19 protein-coding genes and 4 tRNA genes are annotated in these 20,945 nt (G+C 56.8%); 19 read left to right on the top strand and 4 right to left on the bottom strand.

What is annotated here, in order from left to right; translation table 11 throughout:
* Nucleotides 1–22: 22 nt before the first annotated feature.
* Entirely contained in the window at nucleotides 23–841 is an 819-nt protein-coding gene (gene ppsR, locus ACP7BE_RS08880; protein ID WP_016779906.1) for a posphoenolpyruvate synthetase regulatory kinase/phosphorylase PpsR, read from the bottom strand.
* Between the two features lie 177 nt (nucleotides 842–1,018).
* Here ppsR and ppsA point away from each other — a divergent pair, with 177 nt between their 5' ends.
* The 9 genes from ppsA (at nucleotide 1,019) to ACP7BE_RS08835 (ending at nucleotide 10,310) form a co-directional block, all read left to right on the top strand.
* Nucleotides 1,019–3,394 carry a phosphoenolpyruvate synthase gene (gene ppsA / locus ACP7BE_RS08875; protein ID WP_095003117.1) on the top strand — a complete coding sequence of 792 codons (2,376 nt, stop codon included), beginning with the start codon at nucleotides 1,019–1,021 and terminating at the stop codon, nucleotides 3,392–3,394.
* Between the two features lie 104 nt (nucleotides 3,395–3,498).
* Nucleotides 3,499–4,458: an alpha/beta fold hydrolase gene (locus ACP7BE_RS08870; protein WP_095003118.1), complete on the top strand. Its 960-nt coding sequence runs from the start codon at nucleotides 3,499–3,501 to the stop codon at nucleotides 4,456–4,458.
* Between the two features lie 298 nt (nucleotides 4,459–4,756).
* Nucleotides 4,757–5,248 (top strand): ribonuclease E activity regulator RraA, encoded by a 492-nt coding sequence (gene rraA / locus ACP7BE_RS08865; RefSeq protein ID WP_095019625.1) that lies wholly within the window; start codon nucleotides 4,757–4,759, stop codon nucleotides 5,246–5,248.
* Between the two features lie 24 nt (nucleotides 5,249–5,272).
* Entirely contained in the window at nucleotides 5,273–6,268 is a 996-nt protein-coding gene (locus ACP7BE_RS08860) for a CorA family divalent cation transporter (protein ID WP_095021009.1), read from the top strand.
* 62 nt (nucleotides 6,269–6,330) lie between these two features.
* Nucleotides 6,331–6,576: a CrfX protein gene (locus ACP7BE_RS08855; RefSeq protein WP_095003121.1), complete on the top strand. Its 246-nt coding sequence runs from the start codon at nucleotides 6,331–6,333 to the stop codon at nucleotides 6,574–6,576.
* A gap of 2 nt (nucleotides 6,577–6,578) precedes the next feature.
* Entirely contained in the window at nucleotides 6,579–7,403 is an 825-nt protein-coding gene (locus tag ACP7BE_RS08850) for a mechanosensitive ion channel family protein (RefSeq protein WP_426105567.1), read from the top strand.
* A gap of 91 nt (nucleotides 7,404–7,494) precedes the next feature.
* Nucleotides 7,495–8,085 carry an RNA polymerase sigma factor SigX gene (gene sigX, locus ACP7BE_RS08845; protein WP_029611289.1) on the top strand — a complete coding sequence of 197 codons (591 nt, stop codon included), beginning with the start codon at nucleotides 7,495–7,497 and terminating at the stop codon, nucleotides 8,083–8,085.
* Nucleotides 8,086–8,191: 106 nt separating this feature from the next.
* Entirely contained in the window at nucleotides 8,192–9,166 is a 975-nt protein-coding gene (locus ACP7BE_RS08840) for an OmpA family protein (RefSeq protein WP_095003123.1), read from the top strand.
* A gap of 121 nt (nucleotides 9,167–9,287) precedes the next feature.
* Nucleotides 9,288–10,310, top strand: a complete 1,023-nt coding sequence (locus ACP7BE_RS08835; RefSeq protein ID WP_095003124.1) for a quinone-dependent dihydroorotate dehydrogenase — start codon at nucleotides 9,288–9,290, stop codon at nucleotides 10,308–10,310.
* A gap of 117 nt (nucleotides 10,311–10,427) precedes the next feature.
* Here the strand turns inward: ACP7BE_RS08835 and rmf are convergent, their stop codons facing one another.
* Nucleotides 10,428–10,643, bottom strand: coding sequence for a ribosome modulation factor (gene rmf / locus ACP7BE_RS08830; protein ID WP_095003125.1), 216 nt, complete (start codon nucleotides 10,641–10,643; stop codon nucleotides 10,428–10,430).
* 540 nt (nucleotides 10,644–11,183) lie between these two features.
* On the opposite strand from rmf, the gene rlmKL reads away from it, so the two are divergent.
* Nucleotides 11,184–13,454, top strand: a complete 2,271-nt coding sequence (gene rlmKL, locus ACP7BE_RS08825; protein WP_095019627.1) for a bifunctional 23S rRNA (guanine(2069)-N(7))-methyltransferase RlmK/23S rRNA (guanine(2445)-N(2))-methyltransferase RlmL — start codon at nucleotides 11,184–11,186, stop codon at nucleotides 13,452–13,454.
* A gap of 190 nt (nucleotides 13,455–13,644) precedes the next feature.
* Here the strand turns inward: rlmKL and dacB are convergent, their stop codons facing one another.
* The gene (dacB, locus tag ACP7BE_RS08820; RefSeq protein ID WP_095003128.1) at nucleotides 13,645–15,111 is read right to left on the bottom strand and encodes a D-alanyl-D-alanine carboxypeptidase/D-alanyl-D-alanine endopeptidase; all 1,467 of its coding nucleotides are present in this window, start codon (nucleotides 15,109–15,111) and stop codon (nucleotides 13,645–13,647) included.
* Between the two features lie 233 nt (nucleotides 15,112–15,344).
* Between dacB and ACP7BE_RS08815 the strand changes: the two genes are divergently transcribed.
* Nucleotides 15,345–15,689: a YggL family protein gene (locus ACP7BE_RS08815; protein WP_095003129.1), complete on the top strand. Its 345-nt coding sequence runs from the start codon at nucleotides 15,345–15,347 to the stop codon at nucleotides 15,687–15,689.
* Between the two features lie 119 nt (nucleotides 15,690–15,808).
* On the opposite strand, the gene ACP7BE_RS08810 is transcribed toward ACP7BE_RS08815, so the two are convergent.
* A complete protein-coding gene (locus ACP7BE_RS08810) occupies nucleotides 15,809–16,567 on the bottom strand; it encodes a hypothetical protein (protein WP_095003130.1) in 759 nt (252 codons plus the stop codon).
* 331 nt (nucleotides 16,568–16,898) lie between these two features.
* Here ACP7BE_RS08810 and ACP7BE_RS08805 point away from each other — a divergent pair.
* The 8 genes from ACP7BE_RS08805 (at nucleotide 16,899) to ACP7BE_RS08770 (ending at nucleotide 20,942) form a co-directional block, all read left to right on the top strand.
* A tRNA-Glu gene (locus tag ACP7BE_RS08805) sits at nucleotides 16,899–16,974 on the top strand.
* A 2-nt stretch (nucleotides 16,975–16,976) separates the two neighbouring features.
* Nucleotides 16,977–17,052, top strand: a tRNA-Gly gene (locus ACP7BE_RS08800).
* A gap of 101 nt (nucleotides 17,053–17,153) precedes the next feature.
* A tRNA-Glu gene (locus tag ACP7BE_RS08795) sits at nucleotides 17,154–17,229 on the top strand.
* Between the two features lie 5 nt (nucleotides 17,230–17,234).
* Nucleotides 17,235–17,310, top strand: a tRNA-Gly gene (locus ACP7BE_RS08790).
* 185 nt (nucleotides 17,311–17,495) lie between these two features.
* The gene (locus ACP7BE_RS08785; protein WP_095021010.1) at nucleotides 17,496–18,437 is read left to right on the top strand and encodes a fatty acid desaturase; all 942 of its coding nucleotides are present in this window, start codon (nucleotides 17,496–17,498) and stop codon (nucleotides 18,435–18,437) included.
* An 18-nt stretch (nucleotides 18,438–18,455) separates the two neighbouring features.
* Nucleotides 18,456–19,247: a phosphate/phosphite/phosphonate ABC transporter substrate-binding protein gene (locus tag ACP7BE_RS08780; protein WP_095003132.1), complete on the top strand. Its 792-nt coding sequence runs from the start codon at nucleotides 18,456–18,458 to the stop codon at nucleotides 19,245–19,247.
* 130 nt (nucleotides 19,248–19,377) lie between these two features.
* The gene (locus ACP7BE_RS08775) at nucleotides 19,378–19,926 is read left to right on the top strand and encodes a sigma-70 family RNA polymerase sigma factor (RefSeq protein WP_426105562.1); all 549 of its coding nucleotides are present in this window, start codon (nucleotides 19,378–19,380) and stop codon (nucleotides 19,924–19,926) included.
* Complete coding sequence (locus ACP7BE_RS08770; protein WP_095003134.1) at nucleotides 19,923–20,942, top strand: ABC transporter substrate-binding protein; 1,020 nt, start codon at nucleotides 19,923–19,925, stop codon at nucleotides 20,940–20,942. The genes ACP7BE_RS08775 and ACP7BE_RS08770 overlap by 4 nt, the downstream gene beginning before the upstream one ends.
* Nucleotides 20,943–20,945: the final 3 nt, after the last annotated feature.

Genomic DNA, 20,945 nt, shown 5'->3' with positions numbered 1-20,945 from the left:
AGGTTTCATGTGTTCAGGGCTGTTATTTGAACCGCCGCTCCACGCCTTTTTCGACCAGGATCTTGGCCGATATTTCTTCCACCGAGAAATGCGTGGAGTTGATATGCGGAATGTTTTCGCGCTGAAACAGGCGTTCAACTTCGCGCACTTCAAATTCGCACTGGGCAAAGCTTGAGTAGCGGCTGTTGGGCTTGCGTTCGTTGCGGATGGCCGTCAGGCGGTCCGGGTCGATGGTCAGGCCGAAGAGCTTGTGTTTGTGTTCACGCAGGGCAGCCGGCAGCTTGAGGCTTTCCATGTCGTCATCGGTCAGCGGGTAGTTGGCAGCGCGGATGCCGAATTGCATCGCCATATAAAGGCAGGTCGGGGTTTTGCCGCAACGGGACACGCCAACCAGGATCAGGTCGGCCTTGTCGTACTTGTGTGTGCGGGCGCCGTCATCATTGTCGAGGGCAAAGTTCACCGCCTCGATGCGCTCCATATAGTTGGAGTTGTGGCCAATGGAGTGGGACTTGCCAACCGAATACGAGGAATGTTCACCCAGCGCCTGCTCCAGTGGAGCAAGGAAACTGGAGAAGATGTCGATCATGAAACCATTGGACGTGGCGAGGATTTCGCGAATGTCCTGATTGACGATAGTGTCGAAAATTATCGGGCTGAATCCGTCTTTTTCGGCGGCGTTATCGATTTGTTGTACCATTGCCCGCGCTTTTTCCACGCTGTCTATGTAGGGGCGCGTGAACTTGCTGAAGGTCACATTTTCGAATTGTGCCAGCAAACTCTGGCCCAGGGTTTCGGCAGTAATACCGGTGCCATCGGATATAAAGAAAGCAGATCGTTTCATTTGCGCCTTGGGCCTTAAGCTGGTGACGATTCTTGGATATGATAGGCGCGCTTTTGTCGCGCTACATGACAGGCAGTGTCACTTATTTTCCAGGTCCAGGCCACAATCGCTGTGATGCCTCATGATGAGGGTCCAGCGCCCTGAGCTTTTCCCAACACCGTTAGTGGAGAGATCACCTTGGTAGAGTACGTAGTTTCCCTCGATAAGCTCGGCGCCCATGACGTGGAGCATGTGGGGGGCAAGAACGCATCCCTCGGCGAGATGATCAGTAATCTTGCAGGCGCTGGTGTTTCAGTTCCCGGTGGCTTCGCCACGACTTCTCAGGCATATCGTGATTTTCTCGAACTGAGTGGTTTGAACGACCAGATCCACGCTGCGCTGGATGCGCTCGATGTAGATGACGTCAATGCCCTGGCCAAAACCGGTGCCCAGATCCGTCAATGGATCATGGAAGCCGAGTTTCCGGAGAAGCTTAACGCCGAAATTCGTACCGCCTTTGCCGCTTTGTCCCAGGGCAACCCGGACATGGCCGTTGCCGTGCGCTCCTCGGCCACCGCCGAAGACTTGCCGGACGCCTCCTTTGCCGGTCAGCAGGAAACCTTCCTGAATATCCGTGGCGTTGAAAACGTCATTCGTGCGGCCAAGGAGGTATTTGCCTCCCTGTTCAACGACCGTGCGATTTCTTACCGCGTGCACCAGGGCTTTGACCACAAACTGGTCGCCCTGTCCGCAGGCGTACAGCGCATGGTGCGCTCAGAAACGGGCACTGCGGGTGTGATGTTTACCCTGGACACTGAGTCGGGTTTCCGTGATGTAGTGTTTATCACCGGCGCCTACGGCCTGGGTGAGACCGTCGTGCAAGGTGCGGTAAACCCGGACGAATTCTACGTTCACAAACAAACCCTGGAAGCGGGTCGCCCTGCGATTCTGCGTCGCAACCTGGGCAGCAAAGCCATCAAGATGATCTACGGCGACGAAGCCAAGGCCGGCAAGTCGGTCAAGGTGATCGACGTTGAAAAAGCCGACCGTGCACGCTTCTGCCTGACCGATGCTGAAGTCAGCGAGCTGGCCAAGCAGGCGATGATCATCGAAAAGCACTACAAGTGCCCGATGGACATCGAGTGGGCCAAAGACGGTGATGACGGCAAGCTGTACATCGTTCAGGCGCGCCCTGAAACCGTGAAAAGCCGCAGCGCCGGCAATGTCATGGAACGCTACCTGCTCAAGGAAACCGGTACGGTACTGGCTGAAGGCCGTGCCATTGGCCAGCGCATCGGCGCAGGCAAGGTACGCATCATCAAGGACGTGTCGGAAATGGACAAAGTCCAGCCAGGCGACGTTCTGGTCTCGGACATGACCGACCCCGACTGGGAGCCGGTGATGAAGCGCGCCAGCGCCATCGTCACCAACCGCGGCGGTCGTACCTGTCATGCGGCGATCATCGCTCGCGAGCTGGGTATCCCGGCCGTGGTGGGTTGTGGCAACGCCACCCAGCTGTTGAAAGACGGCCAGGGCGTTACCGTTTCGTGCGCTGAAGGCGATACCGGGTTTATCTTTGAAGGCGAACTGGGCTTCGATATCAAGAAGAACTCCGTGGACGCCATGCCGGACCTGCCGTTCAAGATCATGATGAACGTCGGCAACCCGGACCGTGCCTTTGACTTCGCGCAATTGCCGAACGCCGGTGTGGGCCTGGCCCGTCTGGAGTTCATTATCAACCGCATGATCGGTGTACACCCCAAAGCCCTGCTGAACTACGATGGCCTGCCACAGGAAATCAAGGACAGCGTCGACAAACGCATCGCCGGCTACAACGATCCGGTGGGCTTCTACGTCGAAAAACTGGTTGAAGGCATCAGCACCCTGGCCGCCGCTTTTGCACCGAAAAAAGTCATCGTGCGCCTGTCGGACTTCAAGTCCAACGAATACGCCAACCTGATCGGCGGCAAGCTGTACGAGCCTGAAGAAGAGAACCCGATGCTGGGCTTCCGCGGTGCTTCGCGTTACATCAGTGAAAACTTTCGCGACTGCTTCGAGCTTGAATGCCGTGCGCTCAAGCGTGTGCGTAACGAAATGGGCTTTACCAACGTTGAAATCATGGTGCCGTTCGTCCGTACCCTGGGTGAAGCGAGCCAGGTGATAGATCTGCTGGCGGAAAACGGCCTCAAGCGTGGTGAAAACGGTCTGCGCGTGATCATGATGTGCGAACTGCCTTCCAACGCGATCCTGGCTGAAGAGTTCCTGGAGTTCTTCGACGGGTTCTCCATCGGCTCCAACGACCTGACTCAGCTGACCCTGGGTCTGGACCGCGACTCCGGTGTCATTGCGCACCTGTTTGATGAGCGCAACCCGGCGGTTAAAAAGCTGCTGTCCAACGCCATTCAGGCGTGCAACAAGGCTGGCAAGTACATCGGTATTTGCGGCCAGGGCCCGTCCGATCACCCGGATCTGGCGCTATGGCTGATGGAGCAGGGCATCGAAAGTGTTTCCCTGAACCCGGACACCGTTCTGGAAACCTGGTTCTTCCTTGCAGAGGGTCAGGCGCAGGCTTGAGTCGTTGAGCGTGGAGCAGGGCAGCCAAAGGGCTGCCCTGCTCTTTATAGGCAATGGTAGGGCGAGTTCCTGTGTGAAATCGCCCTTTTTTGTGCAAGAGCATTATGCAAAGCAGCAGTCTCCTTTTTCCCGTTGCCCTGATCAGCGCTGAGCGTCGGGGCGATCTGAGCGAAGACGTTTATCGCTTGAAACCGGCCAACAGCCCGGATATTTCCGTTGAGCTGGTGGTGACCCGCCTGGGGATGGCCGACGACAGCCAGGTACGCGGCGTGCCGGTCATCCTGTTGCATGGCAGTTTTTCCAATCGGCGCTTTTGGTACTCGCCCAAGGGGGCAGGGCTAGGGGCGTTTTTGGCGCGTGCCGGGTTTGATGTGTGGCTGCCCGAAATGCGTGGCCATGGTCTTTCGTCACGAAATATTAGCTGGGCTAAAAATCGCGTGGCGGACTATGCCCGCTACGACTTGCCAGCCATAGCGGCATTTGTTCGCGAGCAAAGCGGGCAAGTTCCGCACTGGCTCGGCCATTCTCAGGGTGCCATCAGTTTGGCCGCGGCCTTGGGGGGCAAGTATCTGAGTGAACCGGATGTGGCGTCGGCGGCGTTTTTTGGCTGCCAGATCAATCGCCGTTACTGGTCACTGAAAATTCCTCCGATTGAGTGGGGTGCCTATCTGTTGTTGAAGCGCTTCAAGCAACTGTCGGGGACGCGACTCAAGCGTGGCCCGGAAGACGAGCCGGTCAGCATCGCCCTGGAAACCCTGCGCTGGAATGGTTTTATGGGGCGTTTCAAGGACGCCGAGCGCGACTGGTGGGCCGGTTTGGCCGAGGTTCAGGCCCCGGCACTGGTGGTGGCAGCGGTGGGTGATCGGCAAACGCCGGAGTGGGCGTGTCGCAAGCTGTTCGACCAGTTGGGCTCAGAACAGCGCAAGTTCGTGTCCCTTGGCCGTGAGCATGGCTTCAGCTCTGATTACAGTCACGTTGAAATGCTGGTCAGCCAGGCTGCGCAGCAGGAAGTGTGGCCATTGGTGCGTGATTGGCTGCTAAAAGGCACGACGAAATCGTTGTAGATACTCTGTTGCAGGTCAAGCCCTCTATTGTGGGAGCGAGCCTGCTCGCGAACGATCTTCGCGAGCAGGCTCGCTCCCACAGTTGCAGTGTTTCTGCAGCTGCCTCGTTCATACGGCAGCTGCTGCGGATGGCGTGTGACCCGATACCGCAAGGTGGTCATAACGTGTTCTTTTATGTGATATTGGTTGCCGCTCGAGGCTTGGACGACTTTTAAAGCCGGGCTTGTCCAAAGCGTCTATAACCCATAGTGCTATCGTTGTTTTCACTGTTGTGCCCACCCTGAACAGGAGCTTTCCCGTGAATCACTACATCACCCCCGATCTGTGCGATGCCTACCCTGAGCTGGTGCAGGTACTTGAGCCCATGTTCAGCAATTTCGGCGGGCGCGACTCCTTTGGCGGCGAGATCGTGACCATCAAGTGCTTCGAGGACAACTCCCGGGTCAAGGAACAGGCTGAACTTAGCGGTGAAGGCAAAGTGCTGGTGGTCGATGGGGGCGGTTCCCTGCGTCATGCCTTGCTGGGCGACATGATTGCAGACAGGGCGGCAAAAAATGGCTGGGAAGGTATTGTTATTTACGGCTGCATTCGCGACGTCGATGTGCTCGCGCAAACCGATCTCGGCGTGCAGGCTTTGGCCAGTCATCCGCTCAAGAGCAACCGTCGCGGTGTGGGCGATGTCAACGTGCCCGTGACGTTTGCGGGTGTCACGTTCCGCCCCGGTGAATTCATTTATGCCGACAATAATGGCGTTATCATTTCGCCAACCGCTCTGAAAATGCCGGGCTAAACGCATTACCACTAAGGATCACGGATGTTCGAGGAAGAAAACGCTCAATGGGGGCTGGTGCATGCGCTGGTGCTGGATGGTGAAGGCGGCGCACGTTCGATTGCGCGCACCGAGCTGAACGACCTTCAGTTGCAGGCCCACGAAAGCCTCTGGCTGCATTGGGATCGCAGTCATCCGCAAACCCAGAGCTGGCTGCGTGATTCCAGTGGCTTGAGTGATTTCAACTGTGATCTGCTGCTTGAAGAAAATACCCGTCCGCGCCTGGTGCCTGCCCCCAACAATGAGCTGCTGCTGTTTATGCGCGGGGTCAACCTGAACCCCGGCGCAGAGCCTGAAGACATGGTTTCACTGCGTATTTTCGGCAGTGCGCAGCGCTTGATCTCATTGCGCATGCGACCATTGCGGGCCACCGATGAGTTGCTCAGTGAGTTTTCCCAGGGTGAAGGCCCGAAAAATCCCTCTGAATTGATCCTGTACCTGGCCCAGCACCTGACATTGAAGGTGCAGGACTTGATCGGCGAACTGTCAGAAATCGTCGATGACGAAGAAGATAAAATAGATGCCGACGAACGGTATACACCTGATCACAACAGCCTCTTGCAGGTTCGTCGAAGGGCAGCCGCCTTGCGTCGATTCCTGGCACCTCAGCGGGATATTTTCGGTCAGCTTACGCGTATCAAATTACCCTGGTTCAGTGCCGATGATGCCGACTACTGGAACGAACTGAACAACAGCCTGACCCGCTATCTGGAGGAGCTCGAACTGACCCGCGAGCGCGTGGGGCTGGTGCTCGAGTCTGAAGACCGGCGTTTGAACGTGCGTATGAGCCGCATCATGTATCGCTTTGGCGTGCTGACGGGGATCTTTCTGCCGATCACCTTTATTACCGGTTTGCTGGGCATCAATGTGGGGGGCGTACCGTTCTCCGATGACTCTTATGGCTTTGCCATAACCTGCGGCGTGATGCTGGTTATCGGGGCGGGGCAATGGTGGTTTTACCGTCGTTTGCAGTGGCTGTGACCGGGTGAATGTGACCCCGGCAAATGTCCCTTCGTCATTTACTGACTTACCGAGAGGTGCTTATGCACGATCCGTTTGAACAGTCCTTACGTGAAATGCTCAAGGCCGAGCCGTCCAACCGGGATGACGATGCGTGCCTGGGTCGCGTGCTGAAAACCGCCAACCGACAGGTCGGTGCGGGAGACCTTTTCAGCCTGCTGGGCCGCTGGATGCAAGCACTGATGATTGCTTTGAATAGCGGTTCGGCTCATATTGCGCCCGTTTCGCGACGCAAATCTGCTGCTCGCCCTGTTGATAAGGCTGATTGAACATGGAATTGAATGTCTGGACCCAAAGCCTGGTCGCGGCAATGACTGCCTTGTGGACCAAGATTGCCAACTTTATTCCCAACCTCTTCGGCGCGTTGGTGGTAGTACTGCTCGGCTTCGTGGTTGCCAAACTGCTCGACGCCTTGCTGTCCAAACTGCTTGCCAAGTTGGGCCTTGATCGCCTGATGGGCGGTACGGGCTTGACCAAGATTCTGGCCCGGGTCGGAATTCAGGTGCCCATTTCGACGCTGATTGGCAAAATCGTCTACTGGTTTGTGCTGCTGGTATTCCTGGTTTCTGCGGCGCAGTCTCTGGGCCTGGATCGTGTGTCATCCGCGCTGGATCTGTTGACGGTGTATCTGCCCAAGGTCTTTGGTGCGCTGCTGGTTCTGCTGGCAGGCGTGTTGCTGGCCCAGGTGCTCAACGGCCTGGTGCGTGGCGCTGCCGAGAGCGTGGGCTTCGATTATGCCGGCGGGCTGGGCAGGGTGACCCAGGGGCTGGTCATCATCATCAGCATCTCCGTGGCTATCAGCCAGCTGGAGGTCAAGACCGACCTGCTAAACCATGTGATTGTTATTGTGTTGATTACCGTTGGTCTGGCTATTGCACTGGCAATGGGGCTGGGCAGCCGGGATATCGCCGGGCAAATACTGGCCGGGATCTATGTGCGTGAGCTGTATCAGGTTGGTCAGGAAGTGCGGATTGGCGAGGTTGAAGGGCAGATCGAAGAAATTGGCACGGTTAAAACCACGTTGCTGACCGATGAGGGTGAGCTAGTCTCCATCTCGAACCGGATCTTGCTGGAGCAGCACGTAACCAGCCGCTAACACGGCAAACCCTGCTAATGTACGCCGCCGCAAAAAAGCCAAGATTGACTGGTTGCGGCGGACATTGACCTGACTGTTGGCACAACTCGTTTTGAATAAAGCACAATCGCTATCCATGCGCTATGACCCCCGCGAGCTCTCTGATGAGGAGCTGGTGGCGCGCTCGCATGATGAGTTGTTTCACGTGACACGTGCCTATGAAGAGCTGATGCGGCGCTATCAGCGTACTTTGTTCAACGTTTGTTCAAGGTATTTAGGGAACGATAGGGACGCTGATGATGTCTGTCAGGAAGTCATGCTGAAAGTGCTGTACGGTTTGAAAAATTTTGAAGGCAAGTCGAAATTCAAGACATGGCTGTATAGCATCACCTACAACGAGTGCATTACACAGTATCGAAAGGAACGGCGAAAGCGTCGCTTGATGGACGCATTAAGTATTGACCCCCTCGAGGAAGCGTCCGAAGAAAAGGCGCCGAAACCTGAGGAAAAGGGCGGACTTGATCGCTGGCTGGTGCATGTAAATCCGATTGATCGTGAGATTCTTGTGCTGCGTTTTGTCGCAGAACTGGAATTTCAGGAAATCGCGGACATAATGCATATGGGTTTGAGTGCGACAAAGATGCGTTACAAGCGTGCTCTAGATAAATTGCGTGAGAAATTTGCAGGCATTGCTGAAACTTAGTTCAGCGCAAATGGCTCTACGTGTAGGCAAGGTCTGATAGACTTGCTGCCGAGTTGTCCCCCGGTATGAGGGACTGCTTTACAATCACCAGATGGGGATTTAACGGATGAAACTGAAAAACACCTTGGGCATTGCCATTGGTTCCTTTGTAGCCGCAACTTCGTTCGGTGCCCTGGCACAAGGCCAAGGCGCGGTCGAGGGTGAACTGTTCTACAAAAAACAGTACAACGACAGCGTCAAGCACGTAGAAGACGGTTACAACCCAGGCGCATCGATCGGTTACTTCCTGACCGACGACGTTTCGTTGAACCTGACCTACGACAAAACCAACCACACCCGTTCGAATGACGGCACTGGCCACCAGAAAATCAAAGGCGACAACTTTGGTCTGAACGCTCAGTACCACTTCGGCACCGTAGGCGACGCTCTGCGTCCATACGTTTCCGGCGGTGTTGCTCACAAGAGCATGACCAACGTTGAGGCTGACGGCCACAGCGGTCGCGACAAGTCGACTTTCCTGACTGCAGGCGCTGGTGTTAAGTGGTACATCACTGACAACCTGTTCGCCCGTGCTGGCGTTGAAGCTGACTACAAACTGGACAACGGCAAGTGGGACTACGCTCCTACCGTTGGTCTGGGTGTGAACTTCGGCGGTAACGGCGGTAAAGTCGCTCCTGCTCCAGTTCCAGCTCCAGCACCAGTTGAGCCAGAGCCAGAAGCTCCGATCGCTGAAGTTGTTCGCGTTGAACTTGACGTGAAATTCGACTTCGACAAGTCGGTTGTTAAATCGCAGTACATGCCTGACATCAACAACGTTGCTGATTTCATGAAGCAGTACCCTGCGACCACCACTACTGTTGCTGGTTACACTGACAGCATCGGTCCAGACGCCTACAACCAGAAACTGTCGCAGCGTCGTGCTGACGCTGTTCGTGCAGCCCTGGTTAACCAAGGTGTTGCAGCCAACCGCGTAGACGCAGTTGGCCACGGCGAAGCCAACCCAGTTGCAAGCAACGCAACTGAAGAAGGCCGTGCCCTGAACCGTCGCGTAGAAGCTACCGTTCAAGCAGAAGCTAAGTAATTTTTAGCTAGGCTGTTCAGAAAAACCCGGCTCAGGCCGGGTTTTTCTTTGCCTGTGATTTAGTGAAGCGCGCAGCTATAATCGCGCTCTCTTCAAGCAACCCTTTGAGTCCTATCAGCCCATGTATAACCTGGCCCGCCAGTTGCTCTTCAAACTCTCCCCTGAAACCTCCCACGACCTGTCCTTGGACTTGATCGGTGCAGGTGGCCGTCTAGGGCTTAATGGTTTGTTGTGCAAGGCGCCGGCAAGGCTGCCAGTGACGGTGATGGGGCTGGACTTCCCTAACCCGGTCGGCCTGGCCGCAGGTCTGGACAAAAATGGTGCGGCCATTGATGGCTTTGCACAACTGGGTTTTGGCTTCGTTGAGATCGGCACCGTGACGCCGCGACCTCAGCCGGGCAATCCCAAACCCCGTATTTTCCGACTGCCTGAAGCGCAAGCGATCATCAATCGCATGGGGTTCAACAACCTTGGCGTCGATCACCTGCTTGCACGGGTTCAGGCAGCCAGGTACAGCGGTATCCTGGGTATCAACATTGGCAAGAACTTCGACACGCCGGTTGAGCGAGCGGTCGATGATTACCTGATTTGCCTGGACAAGGTGTATGAGCACGCCAGCTACGTGACTGTAAACGTCAGCTCGCCTAACACGCCGGGTTTACGCAGCCTGCAATTCGGTGATTCGCTCAAGCAATTGCTCGAGGCCCTGCAGCTGCGTCAGAACGAGCTGACTCAGCGCCACGGCAAGCGCGTACCGCTGGCGATCAAGATCGCCCCTGACATGACAGACGAAGAAACCGTGCTTGTGGCTCAGGCGCTGCTTGAGACAGGTATGGACGCAGTGATTGCCACCAACACCACGCTGAGTCGTACAGGTGTTGAAGGTATGGAGCATGGCGACGAGGCGGGTGGCCTGTCTGGAGCGCCGGTTCGTGAGAAAAGTACTCACACGGTGTCAGTACTGGCCGGTGAGCTGGCAGGTCGTATGCCGATCATCGCTGCGGGCGGGATTACCGAGGGCAAACACGCAGCTGAAAAAATCACTGCGGGTGCGAGCCTGGTGCAGATTTATTCGGGCTTTATCTACAAGGGTCCGGCCTTGATTCGCGAGTCGGTTGACGCCATATCGGCCTTGGCGCGCTGATTGGCAGGCAATAAAAAGGGCTCCCCTAAGGAGCCCTTGGGCCGTAGCCCGCCGCCTGGAAAGGGCGGCAAGGTTGAGTCAGTACAGCTTCGAGGTGATGTCGGATTTTGCCCGGAGTTAGCCGACGGCGTGAAGTTCGTTGAGTCTGTGGATGCCCGCAGTGCCTGTCATACCGTCCCAGTTGTCGCCGCGTCCTTCACGCCAGCCGTTAATCCAGGCTTGGCGTACCGACGGTAGAGTAAAAGGGCAAAGCTCGCGGGATTTTCCGTTAACACCGTATTGATATCCGCGAAGGAACGCTTTTTCCAACGGATCACGCTTAAGTCTTCTCATAGGGTATTGCCCTCACTTGTTGACTGTTTATTTAGCGTCGGCCTTCCAGAGGCCGGGGCAGAGTGTTCTGCCGTTGGTGTGCTCGCTGCCGGCGTGGCGAGCATTTTGTCAGGGCCTGTGCGGCCGTAACCTGAGTTGAGTTCTAACCAATGCGCCAAGGCGTGTGAATGATCGTTTTGTCATAAGGACGTAACGATAATGGTGTTAAGGCCATAAGTAAGGTCGCTTTTTGACCACTGAATACGACCAAAGCCTGATAGGCCGAGTGTTTGCAAAGAGGATGCGTTTCATTCCCCGTCGCGAATACCCGCCTCTTTTGCTGGGGGACTATTCGACGAAGGGTCTGTATATGACCTGTTGTTTCCAGATGAATGACCTGCCTCGGCGTCTAAACTGTTCATGCCTGCGGGCATGAGTGATCGCCTCGGTGGAACGGCACAGTTTCGTGCCACGCGAGCGCTCTTCAAGAAAAGCGCTTGATTGAAAACGGAGCGGGCGATGCGTCGCCTTCTCGCTGATAGCTAATAGCCCAGGAATCCCATGTCGGATCGTTACGAACTCTTCCTTACCTGTCCCAAAGGCCTTGAAGGCCTGCTTCTCGAAGAGGCCACCGGCCTTGGTCTTGAGGAAGCCCGCGAGCACACCTCGGCCATTCGAGGCATGGCTACCATGGAGACGGCCTACCGCCTGTGCCTGTGGTCGCGCCTTGCCAACCGTGTGTTGCTGGTACTCAAGCGCTTCCCGATGAAGGACGCCGAAGACCTGTACCACGGTGTGCTGGACGTTGACTGGCAAGACCATATGGTGCCGGATGGCACCCTGGCCGTTGAGTTCAGCGGTCACGGCTCGGGTATCGACAACACCCACTTTGGTGCGTTGAAGGTAAAAGACGCCATCGTCGACAAGCTGCGCACGCCAAGCGGTGAGCGTCCTTCCATCGACAAGATCAGCCCCGACATGCGCATTCACCTGCGCCTGGACCGTGGCGAAGCCATTCTGTCGCTGGATCTGTCAGGCAGCAGCCTGCACCAGCGCGGCTACCGCCTGCAGCAGGGTGCTGCTCCGCTGAAGGAAAACCTCGCGGCGGCCATCCTGATCCGTGCGGGCTGGCCACGTATGGCCGCCGAAGGTGCTGCTCTGGCTGACCCGATGTGTGGTGTAGGTACGTTCCTTGTCGAAGGCGCGATGATCGCCGCCGATATGGCGCCAAACCTCAATCGTATTCACTGGGGTTTCGATGCCTGGCTGGGTCATATACCGGCCATCTGGAAAAAACTTCACGACGAAGCCACCGAGCGTGCCGAAATCGGCATGGCCAAGCCACCGCTGTGGATTCGTGGCTATGAAGCCGATCCGCGCCTGATCCAGCCAGCGCGCAATAACATCGAGCGCGCGGGCCTGAGCCACTGGATCAAGATCTACCAGGGCGAAGTGGCGACCTTCGAGCCGCGCCCGGACCAGAACCAGAAAGGCCTGGTAATCTGCAACCCGCCGTACGGCGAGCGTCTGGGTGATGAGGCGAGCTTGCTTTATCTCTACCAGAACCTCGGCGAGCGTCTGCGCCAGGCCTGCTTGAACTGGGAGGCCGCGGTGTTTACCGGTGCTCCGGATCTGGGCAAGCGTATGGGCATCCGTAGCCACAAGCAGTATTCGTTCTGGAACGGCGCCTTGCCGTGCAAGCTGTTGTTGATCAAGGTGGTGCCGGATCAGTTCGTTACCGGCGAGCGCCGTACCCCCGAGCAGCGTCAGGCTGAGCGCGAACAGGCTGAGTCCGATCTGCCTTCCAACATCGAAGCGCCAACCAAGTACGAGAAGTTCAACAAGAACGGTAACCCGATCAAACCGGCTCCGGTGGTGATCGAGCAGCCACGCTTGAGCGAAGGCGGGCAGATGTTTGCCAACCGACTGCAAAAGAACCTCAAGGCGCTGGGCAAGTGGGTCAAGCGCGAAGGTATCGACTGCTACCGTGTCTACGACGCCGACATGCCGGAATATGCGATGGCGATCGATCTGTACCACGACTGGGTTCACGTCCAGGAATACGTGGCACCGAAATCCATTGATCCGGTAAAAGCCTCGGAACGCATGTTCGATGCATTGGCGGCCATCCCGCAGGCGTTGAACATCGACAAGAGCCGGGTAATCGTCAAGCGTCGCGAGCGCCAGAGCGGTACCAAGCAGTACGAGCGTCAAAGTGCCCAGGGCAAGTTCACCGAGGTCAGCGAAGGCGGTGTGAAGCTGCTGGTCAACCTTACGGACTACCTGGATACCGGTCTGTTCCTGGACCATCGCCCGATGCGCATGCGTATCCAGAAAGAGGCTGCCGGCAAACGTTTCCTCAATCTGTACTGCTACACCGCAACTGCCAGCGTACACGCAGCCAAGGGCGGCGCGCGCAGCACCACCAGCGTTGATCTGTCGAAAACCTATCTGGACTGGGCGCGTCGCAACCTGTCCCTGAACGGTTTTTCGGACAAGAACCGTCTGGAGCAGAGCGATGTGATGGTGTGGCTGGATGCCTGTCGTGAAGAGTACGACCTGATCTTTATCGATCCGCCGACCTTCTCCAACTCCAAGCGCATGGAAGGCATCTTCGATGTGCAGCGCGACCACGTGCAATTGCTGGATCTGGCCATGGCCCGTCTGGCGCCGGGTGGCGTGCTGTATTTCTCCAACAACTTCCGCAAATTCATCCTCGATGAAAATCTGGAAGCGCGTTACGCGGTCGAAGAAATCACTGCCAGCACCATCGATCCGGACTTTGCCCGCAACAGCAAAATCCACCGTGCCTGGAAAATCATGGCCCGGTAATAGCGGCTGAGTACTGGCCTGCCTGCTTCTTGCAGGGGTGGGCCTGTAGTGGGAGCGAGCCTGCTCGCGATGGCATCACCGCAGTTTTGCGCCTGAGCGGGTCGCCTGCTTCGCGAGCAGGCTCGCTCCCACAATGAAAAACGCCCCTGATCGCACGATCAGGGGCGTTTTTTATTGCCCGGGCAACGCCTTACTGCGCGATGGATACCGCGCTATTCGGGATTTGCGGCTGGCGATACAGGTCGAGCAGAACCTGATCCAGAATCGCCGAAGCGCCCCACGGACGAGGGTCGTTAAGAATGGCCACCACTGCCCAGGTATTGCCGTTGCTGTCGCGACTAAAGCCGGAAATGGCCCGCACGGTGTTCAGGGTGCCGGTCTTGATATGGGCCTGGCCGTTCATGGCCGTGGTTTTCAGGCGCTTGCGCATGGTGCCGTCTTTGCCGGCAATGGGCATGGAACTGATGAACTCGGCAGCGTAGGGGCTTTTCCAGGCAGCCTGTAGCATTTGCGCCATTTCCCGCGCGCTGACGCGCTCTGCACGGGACAGGCCGGAACCGTTCTCCATGATCAAATGGGGTGCGGTAATGCCTTTTTTCGCCAGCCATTGGCGTACTACGCGCTGTGCGGCCTTGGCGTCGTCACCGTCAGCATCGTTGCGGAACTGCGCGCCCAGGCTCAGGAACAGTTGCTGGGCCATGGTGTTGTTGCTGTATTTGTTGATGTCACGAATGATTTCGGCCAGGTCGGGCGAGAACGCGCGTGCCAGCAGCTTGGCATTTTTGGGTACGCTGGCCTGGCGGTCCTGGCCTTGAATGCTGCCACCCAGCTCTTTCCAGATAGCGCGTACGGCGCCAGCAGTGTAGGTCGCGTGGTCCAGCAGGGACAGATAGGTCTGCGAGTTGCAGCCATCGGCCAGTTGCCCGCTGACGGTGACCAGTACCGAGCCGTCGGCTTGCGGTACCGGGTTGTAGCGCACGTCGCCGGTGCATTGTTTGGTGTTGACGGCCTTGACCTGGTTGTCGATCTTGATGCTGGCAATTGGTGGTTCGACCGAAATCAGAACCTTGCCCCCATCATTGCGCGCCACGAAACGCAGGGCCTTGAGGTTGACCATCAGCGAGTCGGGCTTGACCAGGAACGGTTTGTTCTTGTCATTGCCGTCGTCGTTGAATACCGGCAGTTGCGGCTGATTGAAGAAGTTGCGATCGAGTACCAGGTCGCCGGTGATCTGTTGCACACCATTGGCGCGCAGATCGCGCATCAACAGCCAGAGTTTTTCCATGTTGAGCTTGGGGTCGCCGCCGCCCTTGAGGTACAGGTTGCCTTGCAAAATGCCATTGTTCAGCGTGCCATCAGTGTAGAACTCGGTTTTCCATTGATGGGTCGGGCCAAGCATTTCCAGGGCGGCGTAGGTGGTCACCAGTTTCATGGTGGAGGCCGGGTTCATGGATACATCGGCGTTGTAGACAGTGGGAATGCCAGGGCCGCTAAGCGGCAGCAGAACCAGGGACAGGGCGTCGTCGCCCAGTTTGTTGGTCTTGAGCGCTTGCTGAACTTTTGGTGTGAGGGTGGTATTGACAGGGGCGGCGTTGGCGCCGAAGGCCAGTGGCAGAAAAAAGCTGGCGAGAAACAGTGGCCGTAAAGATTTGATCATATTAAGTAAAACCCTGCAGGCGAGGGGGGGAAATACGAGGGCATGATGAAAAGTTCCCTCAATGGTCATAAAAGTATTGGCATTATGCCCCAAGGTTGTCGGGGTTGTGCATCCACCTGTTACAGGGTTTCACGGATAAAGTATAGAAAACGATGAACCGTTCACACGGAACCGGGCGCCGGGCGGCCGAAGCTGCTAAAGTGCCGCCCGTTATTACTTAAGAGGATTGTTCAATGGCTACTAATCGTTCCCAGCGTCTGCGCAAAAAACTGTGCGTTGATGAATTTCAGGAGTTGGGTTTTGAGCTGAACCTGGATTTCAAAGAAGACCTGTCGGAAGAGGCTATCGATGCATTCCTGGCAGCTTTCCTGGCAGAAGCCATGGAAGCTAACGGCTTGGGTTATGTTGGCGGCGACGACTACGGTCTGGTTTGCCTGCAGAAGCGCGGTTCGGTCAGCGAAGAGCAGCGTGCTGCTGTTGAAGCCTGGCTCAAAGCGCGTCCAGAGCTGACCACCGTTGAAGTTAGCCCGCTGTTGGACGTGTGGTACCCGGAAAAGCCAATCAATCCGGTAGCCTGACGTCAAATATAAAGGCAGCCCAAGGGCTGCCTTTATATGTTTTACCCCCTCTGGCCCGTCCTGGGCTTTACATCGCATTCCCTGGTTTCTCCGACAGCTGCACAGGTGGCATGTGTCTGTCAGTCGTAAATCGACTTCTTCTTCCAGTCGGCATCGGCCTCGTCTGTCTTCAAACCTTCAGTCAGCTCGTTGACTTCACCCGTGGTCGGCTCAAGTGCGCTCTGCACTTGTGCGTTGGCGCGTGCCAGTTGTGCTTCGAAATCCTTGATCTGGGCGTTGTACATGGCGGGTACCGGCTGTTTGCGCAAGTACTGCACGGCACGTTCGAAAGCCAGGCGCGCCTGTGCGGGCTGATTTTTCTGCAGGGCCAGCTTGCCCAGATTGTTGAAGAACTCGATATGCAACACCACCAGCAAGTGGCGAATTTCCGTGAGCCACTGCTTGGCTTCGTTGGTCGGCAAAAAACCGTCCTTGGCCGCACGGGTGATTTGCCCGTGGAGTGTTTCAAGCAAAAAACGTACGTCCTTGGCTTTGGCTTCGGTCAGCACCGGGTTGGGCGGGTTGTTGACAGGAATTGACTCGCCCTTGGCAATCAGGCCGCCGAGCTCGGTCACTTGTGCCTTTAATGCCGCGCTGGATTTATCCAGGAGCAATAGGCGCTGTGTCGCATTGAGCTCAAGGCGGGTAAGCAGCAGTTTGAGGGCGGGAGACATCAACTGGCCGGGGAAGGTCTCGTTGACCTCGCTGCAACGACGGATGCGGTCGTTAAGCTCGACCTTGAGGCGTGCTTTCTCCAGTTTGTTGTTTTCCACTATATGGTTGATGTAGACGATGGCAATCAACAGTGCGATCCCGACGACGACAAGCAGGGCGATCATGGTGGGCGTCAACGTTAAAACCTCTTGTGGGTGTAGATGCGCTGTCTCGGTGAAGTCGCAGTGCCTGGCTAGGACGGGGGTGAGGATCGACTGGGCAGCAAACTGCCATCACTGAGGTCCGGCAATCATAACTCCTTGTAGGGTGCCGGAATATAGGCGCCAAGAGCTTGCCTCGAGACTCTGTAGGAAAACGCCTTAATAGGGGGGAAGTCATTGATTTCAATATATTTTCATATTGGGGTTGACGACCTTCCAATCCATCCCTAGAATGCGCGCCAATTGCAGCGTAAAGCGAACAGCCAAACGCATGTAACCAGTGAAGTTGTAGTGTGTCCCCTTCGTCTAGTGGCCTAGGACACCGCCCTTTCACGGCGGTAACAGGGGTTCGAGTCCCCTAGGGGACGCCATTGCGGGAATAGCTCAGTTGGTAGAGCACGACCTTGCCAAGGTCGGGGTCGCGAGTTCGAGTCTCGTTTCCCGCTCCATTTTTAAGCAACTTTGCTTTCGGGCGAAGTTGAGTGAAAGCCAAGAGACTAACGTTTGTTAGTGATCTGGCACTGAAATGTACGTGTACATTTCGGGCAACGTCCCCTTCGTCTAGTGGCCTAGGACACCGCCCTTTCACGGCGGTAACAGGGGTTCGAGTCCCCTAGGGGACGCCATTATTGCGGGAATAGCTCAGTTGGTAGAGCACGACCTTGCCAAGGTCGGGGTCGCGAGTTCGAGTCTCGTTTCCCGCTCCAAATTTTGTTTTTTGGAGCAACGCAGTTTCAAAAAACACACAGAAAGCAGCCTTCGGGCTGCTTTTTGCGTTTCCGGGGTTTGCTTTTCGACCCGTACGCAAACACCTCTAAGCTCATAACCAATCGATCTGCAAGAAAACTGCGACTGGCGCAACAAGGATTCAAACCTGTTTTGAGTTCATCAGATGTCGCATTATTTCGATAGCGCCCAACAACGGGACATCCAGGCCTTGTCCCGTACCTTCACCGGTCGAACCCAGTGGCCTACCTGGTTATTGCTGCTTGCCGTTCCCACCGCCTGGTTTGCGTTGCTGCTGGGCAGCCCGGTGCTTGGCGCTGGCTGGACGATTGTGCTGCTGATCCCGGTGGTGGTGCTGTGGATGTCGGTGCAGCACGAACTGCTGCACGGCCACCCCACAGGTTCCAGCAACCTTAACAAGGTGCTGGGCTACGCACCTTTTGCGCTGTGGTACCCCTATACCCTCTATCGCGACAGCCATTTGCAGCATCACCGCGATCATGACCTGACCTTGCCCGGCATTGACCCCGAAAGCCGCTATTTAAGCCAGGCTCACTGGCAGGGCAGTTCCAGTCTGCTGCGTGGTTTGCTCTGGCTGAACAAAACGGTGCCCGGACGCCTGCTGCTGGGCCCGCCCCTGGCATTGTTCGGCATGGCCAGGGAGGAGTTGCATCGCCTGCGCAGCGGCGAGCGGAAAGCCTGGTGCATGTGGCTGACCCACGGTTTTTTCACGATGCTGATGTTTGCCTTTATCGCGTACTGCAGCGAACTGGCTGTTTGGCAGTATGTATTTCTGGTTACCGTGCCGGTTTTGTCAGTGGGCATGGTTCGTTCCTTTTATGAGCACCGTCCCGCAGCCCGGCCGGAACAGCGAACGGTACTCAATGAAGCCGGTTGGCCCTGGACCTGGCTGTTCCTGAACCTCAACTTGCATCTGGTGCACCATGATTTACCGGGTTTGCCGTGGTTTTACATGCCCAGGGTCTACCGTGCGCGACGAGAGCAGTGGCAGCAGCGCAGCGGCGGTTTTCTGGTGCAAGGCTACGGTGAACTGATTCGCCGTCACGCGGTGCAGGCGATTGATAGCCCGCAGCATCCGTTCAGTTAATTTCACAAGGTGCCTTCCATGTCTGGCCGTTATGCCGAATTGGCAATGTATGTAGCCCCCCAGCAGGTCAGCGAAGCCAATGAACGCTGGTTGACCCGTGTTCTCGAGCTTTTGCAGCATACCCGTGGCGATGCCCGGGGCCTTGGCCTGCTGGAGTTGTTCAGGGCCCCCGAGTTGTTGCTGAGCCAGACCTGCGGTTATCCGCTGTTGACCCAGTTGCGCGGTCAGGTGCAATTGGTCGGTCGCCCGCATTACGAATGGCCCGACAGCCATGGGGGGGAGCATTGCAGTGTGATTGTCAGCCGTGATGCAGATCCGCGCCGCGATCTGGGCGCTTTCGCGGGCAGCCGCGGGGTGATCAATGATCAGCACTCCAACAGCGGCATGAATCTATTGCGCCATCGCCTTGCGCCCCTGCAGCGCGGTGGGCGCTTTTTTGCCTCCGTGGCCGTCAGCGGCGCGCACCGGCAAAGCCTGCGCTGGGTGCGCGAAGGTTGGGCCGACCTTGCCGCCATCGACAGCGTGACCTATGCCTACCTGGCCCGCTATGCGCCGGCAGAAGTTGCCGGGCTGCGGATTGTGGCGCGTACGGCCTCCAGCCCGACCTTGCCTTACATCACTGCGCTCAGTGCCGGACGTGACGGCGCAGGGCAGATTCGCCAGGCAATGAATACGGCCTTGGAGCAATTACCCGAAGTAGCTCTAACCTTGGGGCTGCGGGAAGTTTTACCAGCCAGTGAAGCGGATTATCAGATGGTTCTCGATTATCGGCAGGAAGCGGCTGAGTTCGGGTATGACGTGTTGCAGTAGTGGAGCCATACTTAATAGCTGAAACGAATAAACAAATGTTTTTTTAGTATTTAAATTGCATAAAACCATTTGCTAGGATCGCCGCACCGGATCACCGGACATACCGTTCTGTTTAATTCCTGGAGCCCCTATGTCCGGCGCCGACATCGCTCACCGCGACCATGTGAGCCAGCTTTATCGCACCCACTATTTGTGGCTGCATGCACGTTTGTGCCGTTACCTCGATTCCAGCAGCTACGCTGAAGACATCGCGGCCGATACGTTTGCCCAGCTTTTAAGCGCACCGCAGGGGCAGGTCATCCGCGAGCCGCGTGCGTTGTTGACGACTATCGCCCGGCGTCTGATCTTTCAACTGTGGCGTCGCCGGGATGTGGAACGGGCCTATCTGATGAGCGTGCAACAGCAAGAACCCCTTCATTTCCCCTCGCCAGAGACCCTGGCCCAGGCAATTCAAGCCTTGCAGATGATTGATGCCCGGCTCGATGGTTTGCCCGACAAGGTAAGGGAAACCTTCGTTCTATCACGGGTCAATGGCCTGACGTATCCCGAAATCGCACAACAGCTGGGCATATCCCGGCGCAGCGTGAGTGACTACATGGTTCGCGCCCTCAAGCGTTGCGCCGTGCACGCCACCGCGCAACCCACCTACCGCCCCTCCATAACAAGAGAATCCGCATGAATAACTTGAAAAAATGGCTCGGTGGTCCGCTGCTGGCCTGTGCATTGATCACCCAACCGGTGCTGGCCGAGCAGAAGGCACCGGTTCACTTTGGTGATATCACCTGGGAAAGCGGCAGCCTGATTACCGAAGTGCTGCGCCTGATTACAGAGAAAGGCTACGACGTGGCGACGGACACATTGCCCGGCAGCACAGTCAGTCTGGAAGCAGCACTGGCCAAAAACGATATTCAAGTGATTGGTGAAGAGTGGGCAGGGCGCAGCCCGGTGTGGATCAAGGCCGAAGCCGAGGGCAAGGTGCTGGGGCTGGGCGATATCGTCAAGAACGCCAGCGAGGGCTGGTGGGTGCCGGAGTATGTGATCAAGGGCGACCCTGAAAAAGGCATCAAGGCACTGGCCCCGGACTTGAAATCGGTCAACGATCTGGCACGCTACAAAGATGTTTTCCGCGATCAGGAAGACCCTTCTCGCGGTCGCTTTCTAAATAGCCCTACCGGCTGGACCTCTGAAATCGTTAACAGCCAAAAGCTCAAGGCCTACGGGCTGGACAAGGACTTCGTGAACTTTCGGACAGGCTCCGGCGCGGCGCTGGATGCCGAGGTCAGCTCATCGATCAAGCGTGGCAAACCGGTGTTGTTTTACTACTGGTCTCCAACCCCGCTGATTGGCCGCTACAAACTGATAAAACTCGAAGAGCCTGCCTTCGATGCCGAAGCCTGGAAAACCCTGGCCGACGCCAACAATCCCAACCCCAAGGGCACCCGCTCCTTGCCGGCGAAACTGGCGATCGGCGTGTCGACCCCGTTCAGCAAGCAATACCCGCAACTGGTCGAGTTCTACCAGAAGGTCGATTTCCCGATCGATCTGCTGAACACAACCCTGGCGCAAATGAGCGAAAAACGCACCGAACCGCGTAAGGCGGCGCAGGCCTTTTTGCGCGAGCAACCGCAGATCTGGCATGCCTGGGTTACTCCTGAAGCGGCGGCCAAGGTCGATGCGGCGCTTAAAGCGAATTAATTC

Origin of the sequence: Pseudomonas sp. TWR1-1-3 (assembly GCF_049896805.1) — a bacterium.
GTDB lineage: Bacteria > Pseudomonadota > Gammaproteobacteria > Pseudomonadales > Pseudomonadaceae > Aquipseudomonas > Aquipseudomonas bubulae.
The sequence above is the reverse complement of the archived record's forward strand: the minus strand, read 5'-3'. Positions and strand labels throughout refer to the sequence as shown.

Coding starts and splice junctions, on each gene's coding strand:
- ppsR (WP_016779906.1), bottom strand. CDS start 841: ATGAAACGATCTGCTTTCTTTATATCCGATGGCACCGGTATTACTGCC.
- ACP7BE_RS08870 (WP_095003118.1), top strand. CDS start 3,499: ATGCAAAGCAGCAGTCTCCTTTTTCCCGTTGCCCTGATCAGCGCTGAG.
- ACP7BE_RS08860 (WP_095021009.1), top strand. CDS start 5,273: ATGTTCGAGGAAGAAAACGCTCAATGGGGGCTGGTGCATGCGCTGGTG.
- ACP7BE_RS08855 (WP_095003121.1), top strand. CDS start 6,331: ATGCACGATCCGTTTGAACAGTCCTTACGTGAAATGCTCAAGGCCGAG.
- ACP7BE_RS08850 (WP_426105567.1), top strand. CDS start 6,579: ATGGAATTGAATGTCTGGACCCAAAGCCTGGTCGCGGCAATGACTGCC.
- ACP7BE_RS08840 (WP_095003123.1), top strand. CDS start 8,192: ATGAAACTGAAAAACACCTTGGGCATTGCCATTGGTTCCTTTGTAGCC.
- ACP7BE_RS08835 (WP_095003124.1), top strand. CDS start 9,288: ATGTATAACCTGGCCCGCCAGTTGCTCTTCAAACTCTCCCCTGAAACC.
- rmf (WP_095003125.1), bottom strand. CDS start 10,643: ATGAGAAGACTTAAGCGTGATCCGTTGGAAAAAGCGTTCCTTCGCGGA.
- rlmKL (WP_095019627.1), top strand. CDS start 11,184: ATGTCGGATCGTTACGAACTCTTCCTTACCTGTCCCAAAGGCCTTGAA.
- dacB (WP_095003128.1), bottom strand. CDS start 15,111: ATGATCAAATCTTTACGGCCACTGTTTCTCGCCAGCTTTTTTCTGCCA.
- ACP7BE_RS08815 (WP_095003129.1), top strand. CDS start 15,345: ATGGCTACTAATCGTTCCCAGCGTCTGCGCAAAAAACTGTGCGTTGAT.
- ACP7BE_RS08810 (WP_095003130.1), bottom strand. CDS start 16,567: ATGATCGCCCTGCTTGTCGTCGTCGGGATCGCACTGTTGATTGCCATC.
- ACP7BE_RS08785 (WP_095021010.1), top strand. CDS start 17,496: ATGTCGCATTATTTCGATAGCGCCCAACAACGGGACATCCAGGCCTTG.
- ACP7BE_RS08780 (WP_095003132.1), top strand. CDS start 18,456: ATGTCTGGCCGTTATGCCGAATTGGCAATGTATGTAGCCCCCCAGCAG.
- ACP7BE_RS08775 (WP_426105562.1), top strand. CDS start 19,378: ATGTCCGGCGCCGACATCGCTCACCGCGACCATGTGAGCCAGCTTTAT.
- ACP7BE_RS08770 (WP_095003134.1), top strand. CDS start 19,923: ATGAATAACTTGAAAAAATGGCTCGGTGGTCCGCTGCTGGCCTGTGCA.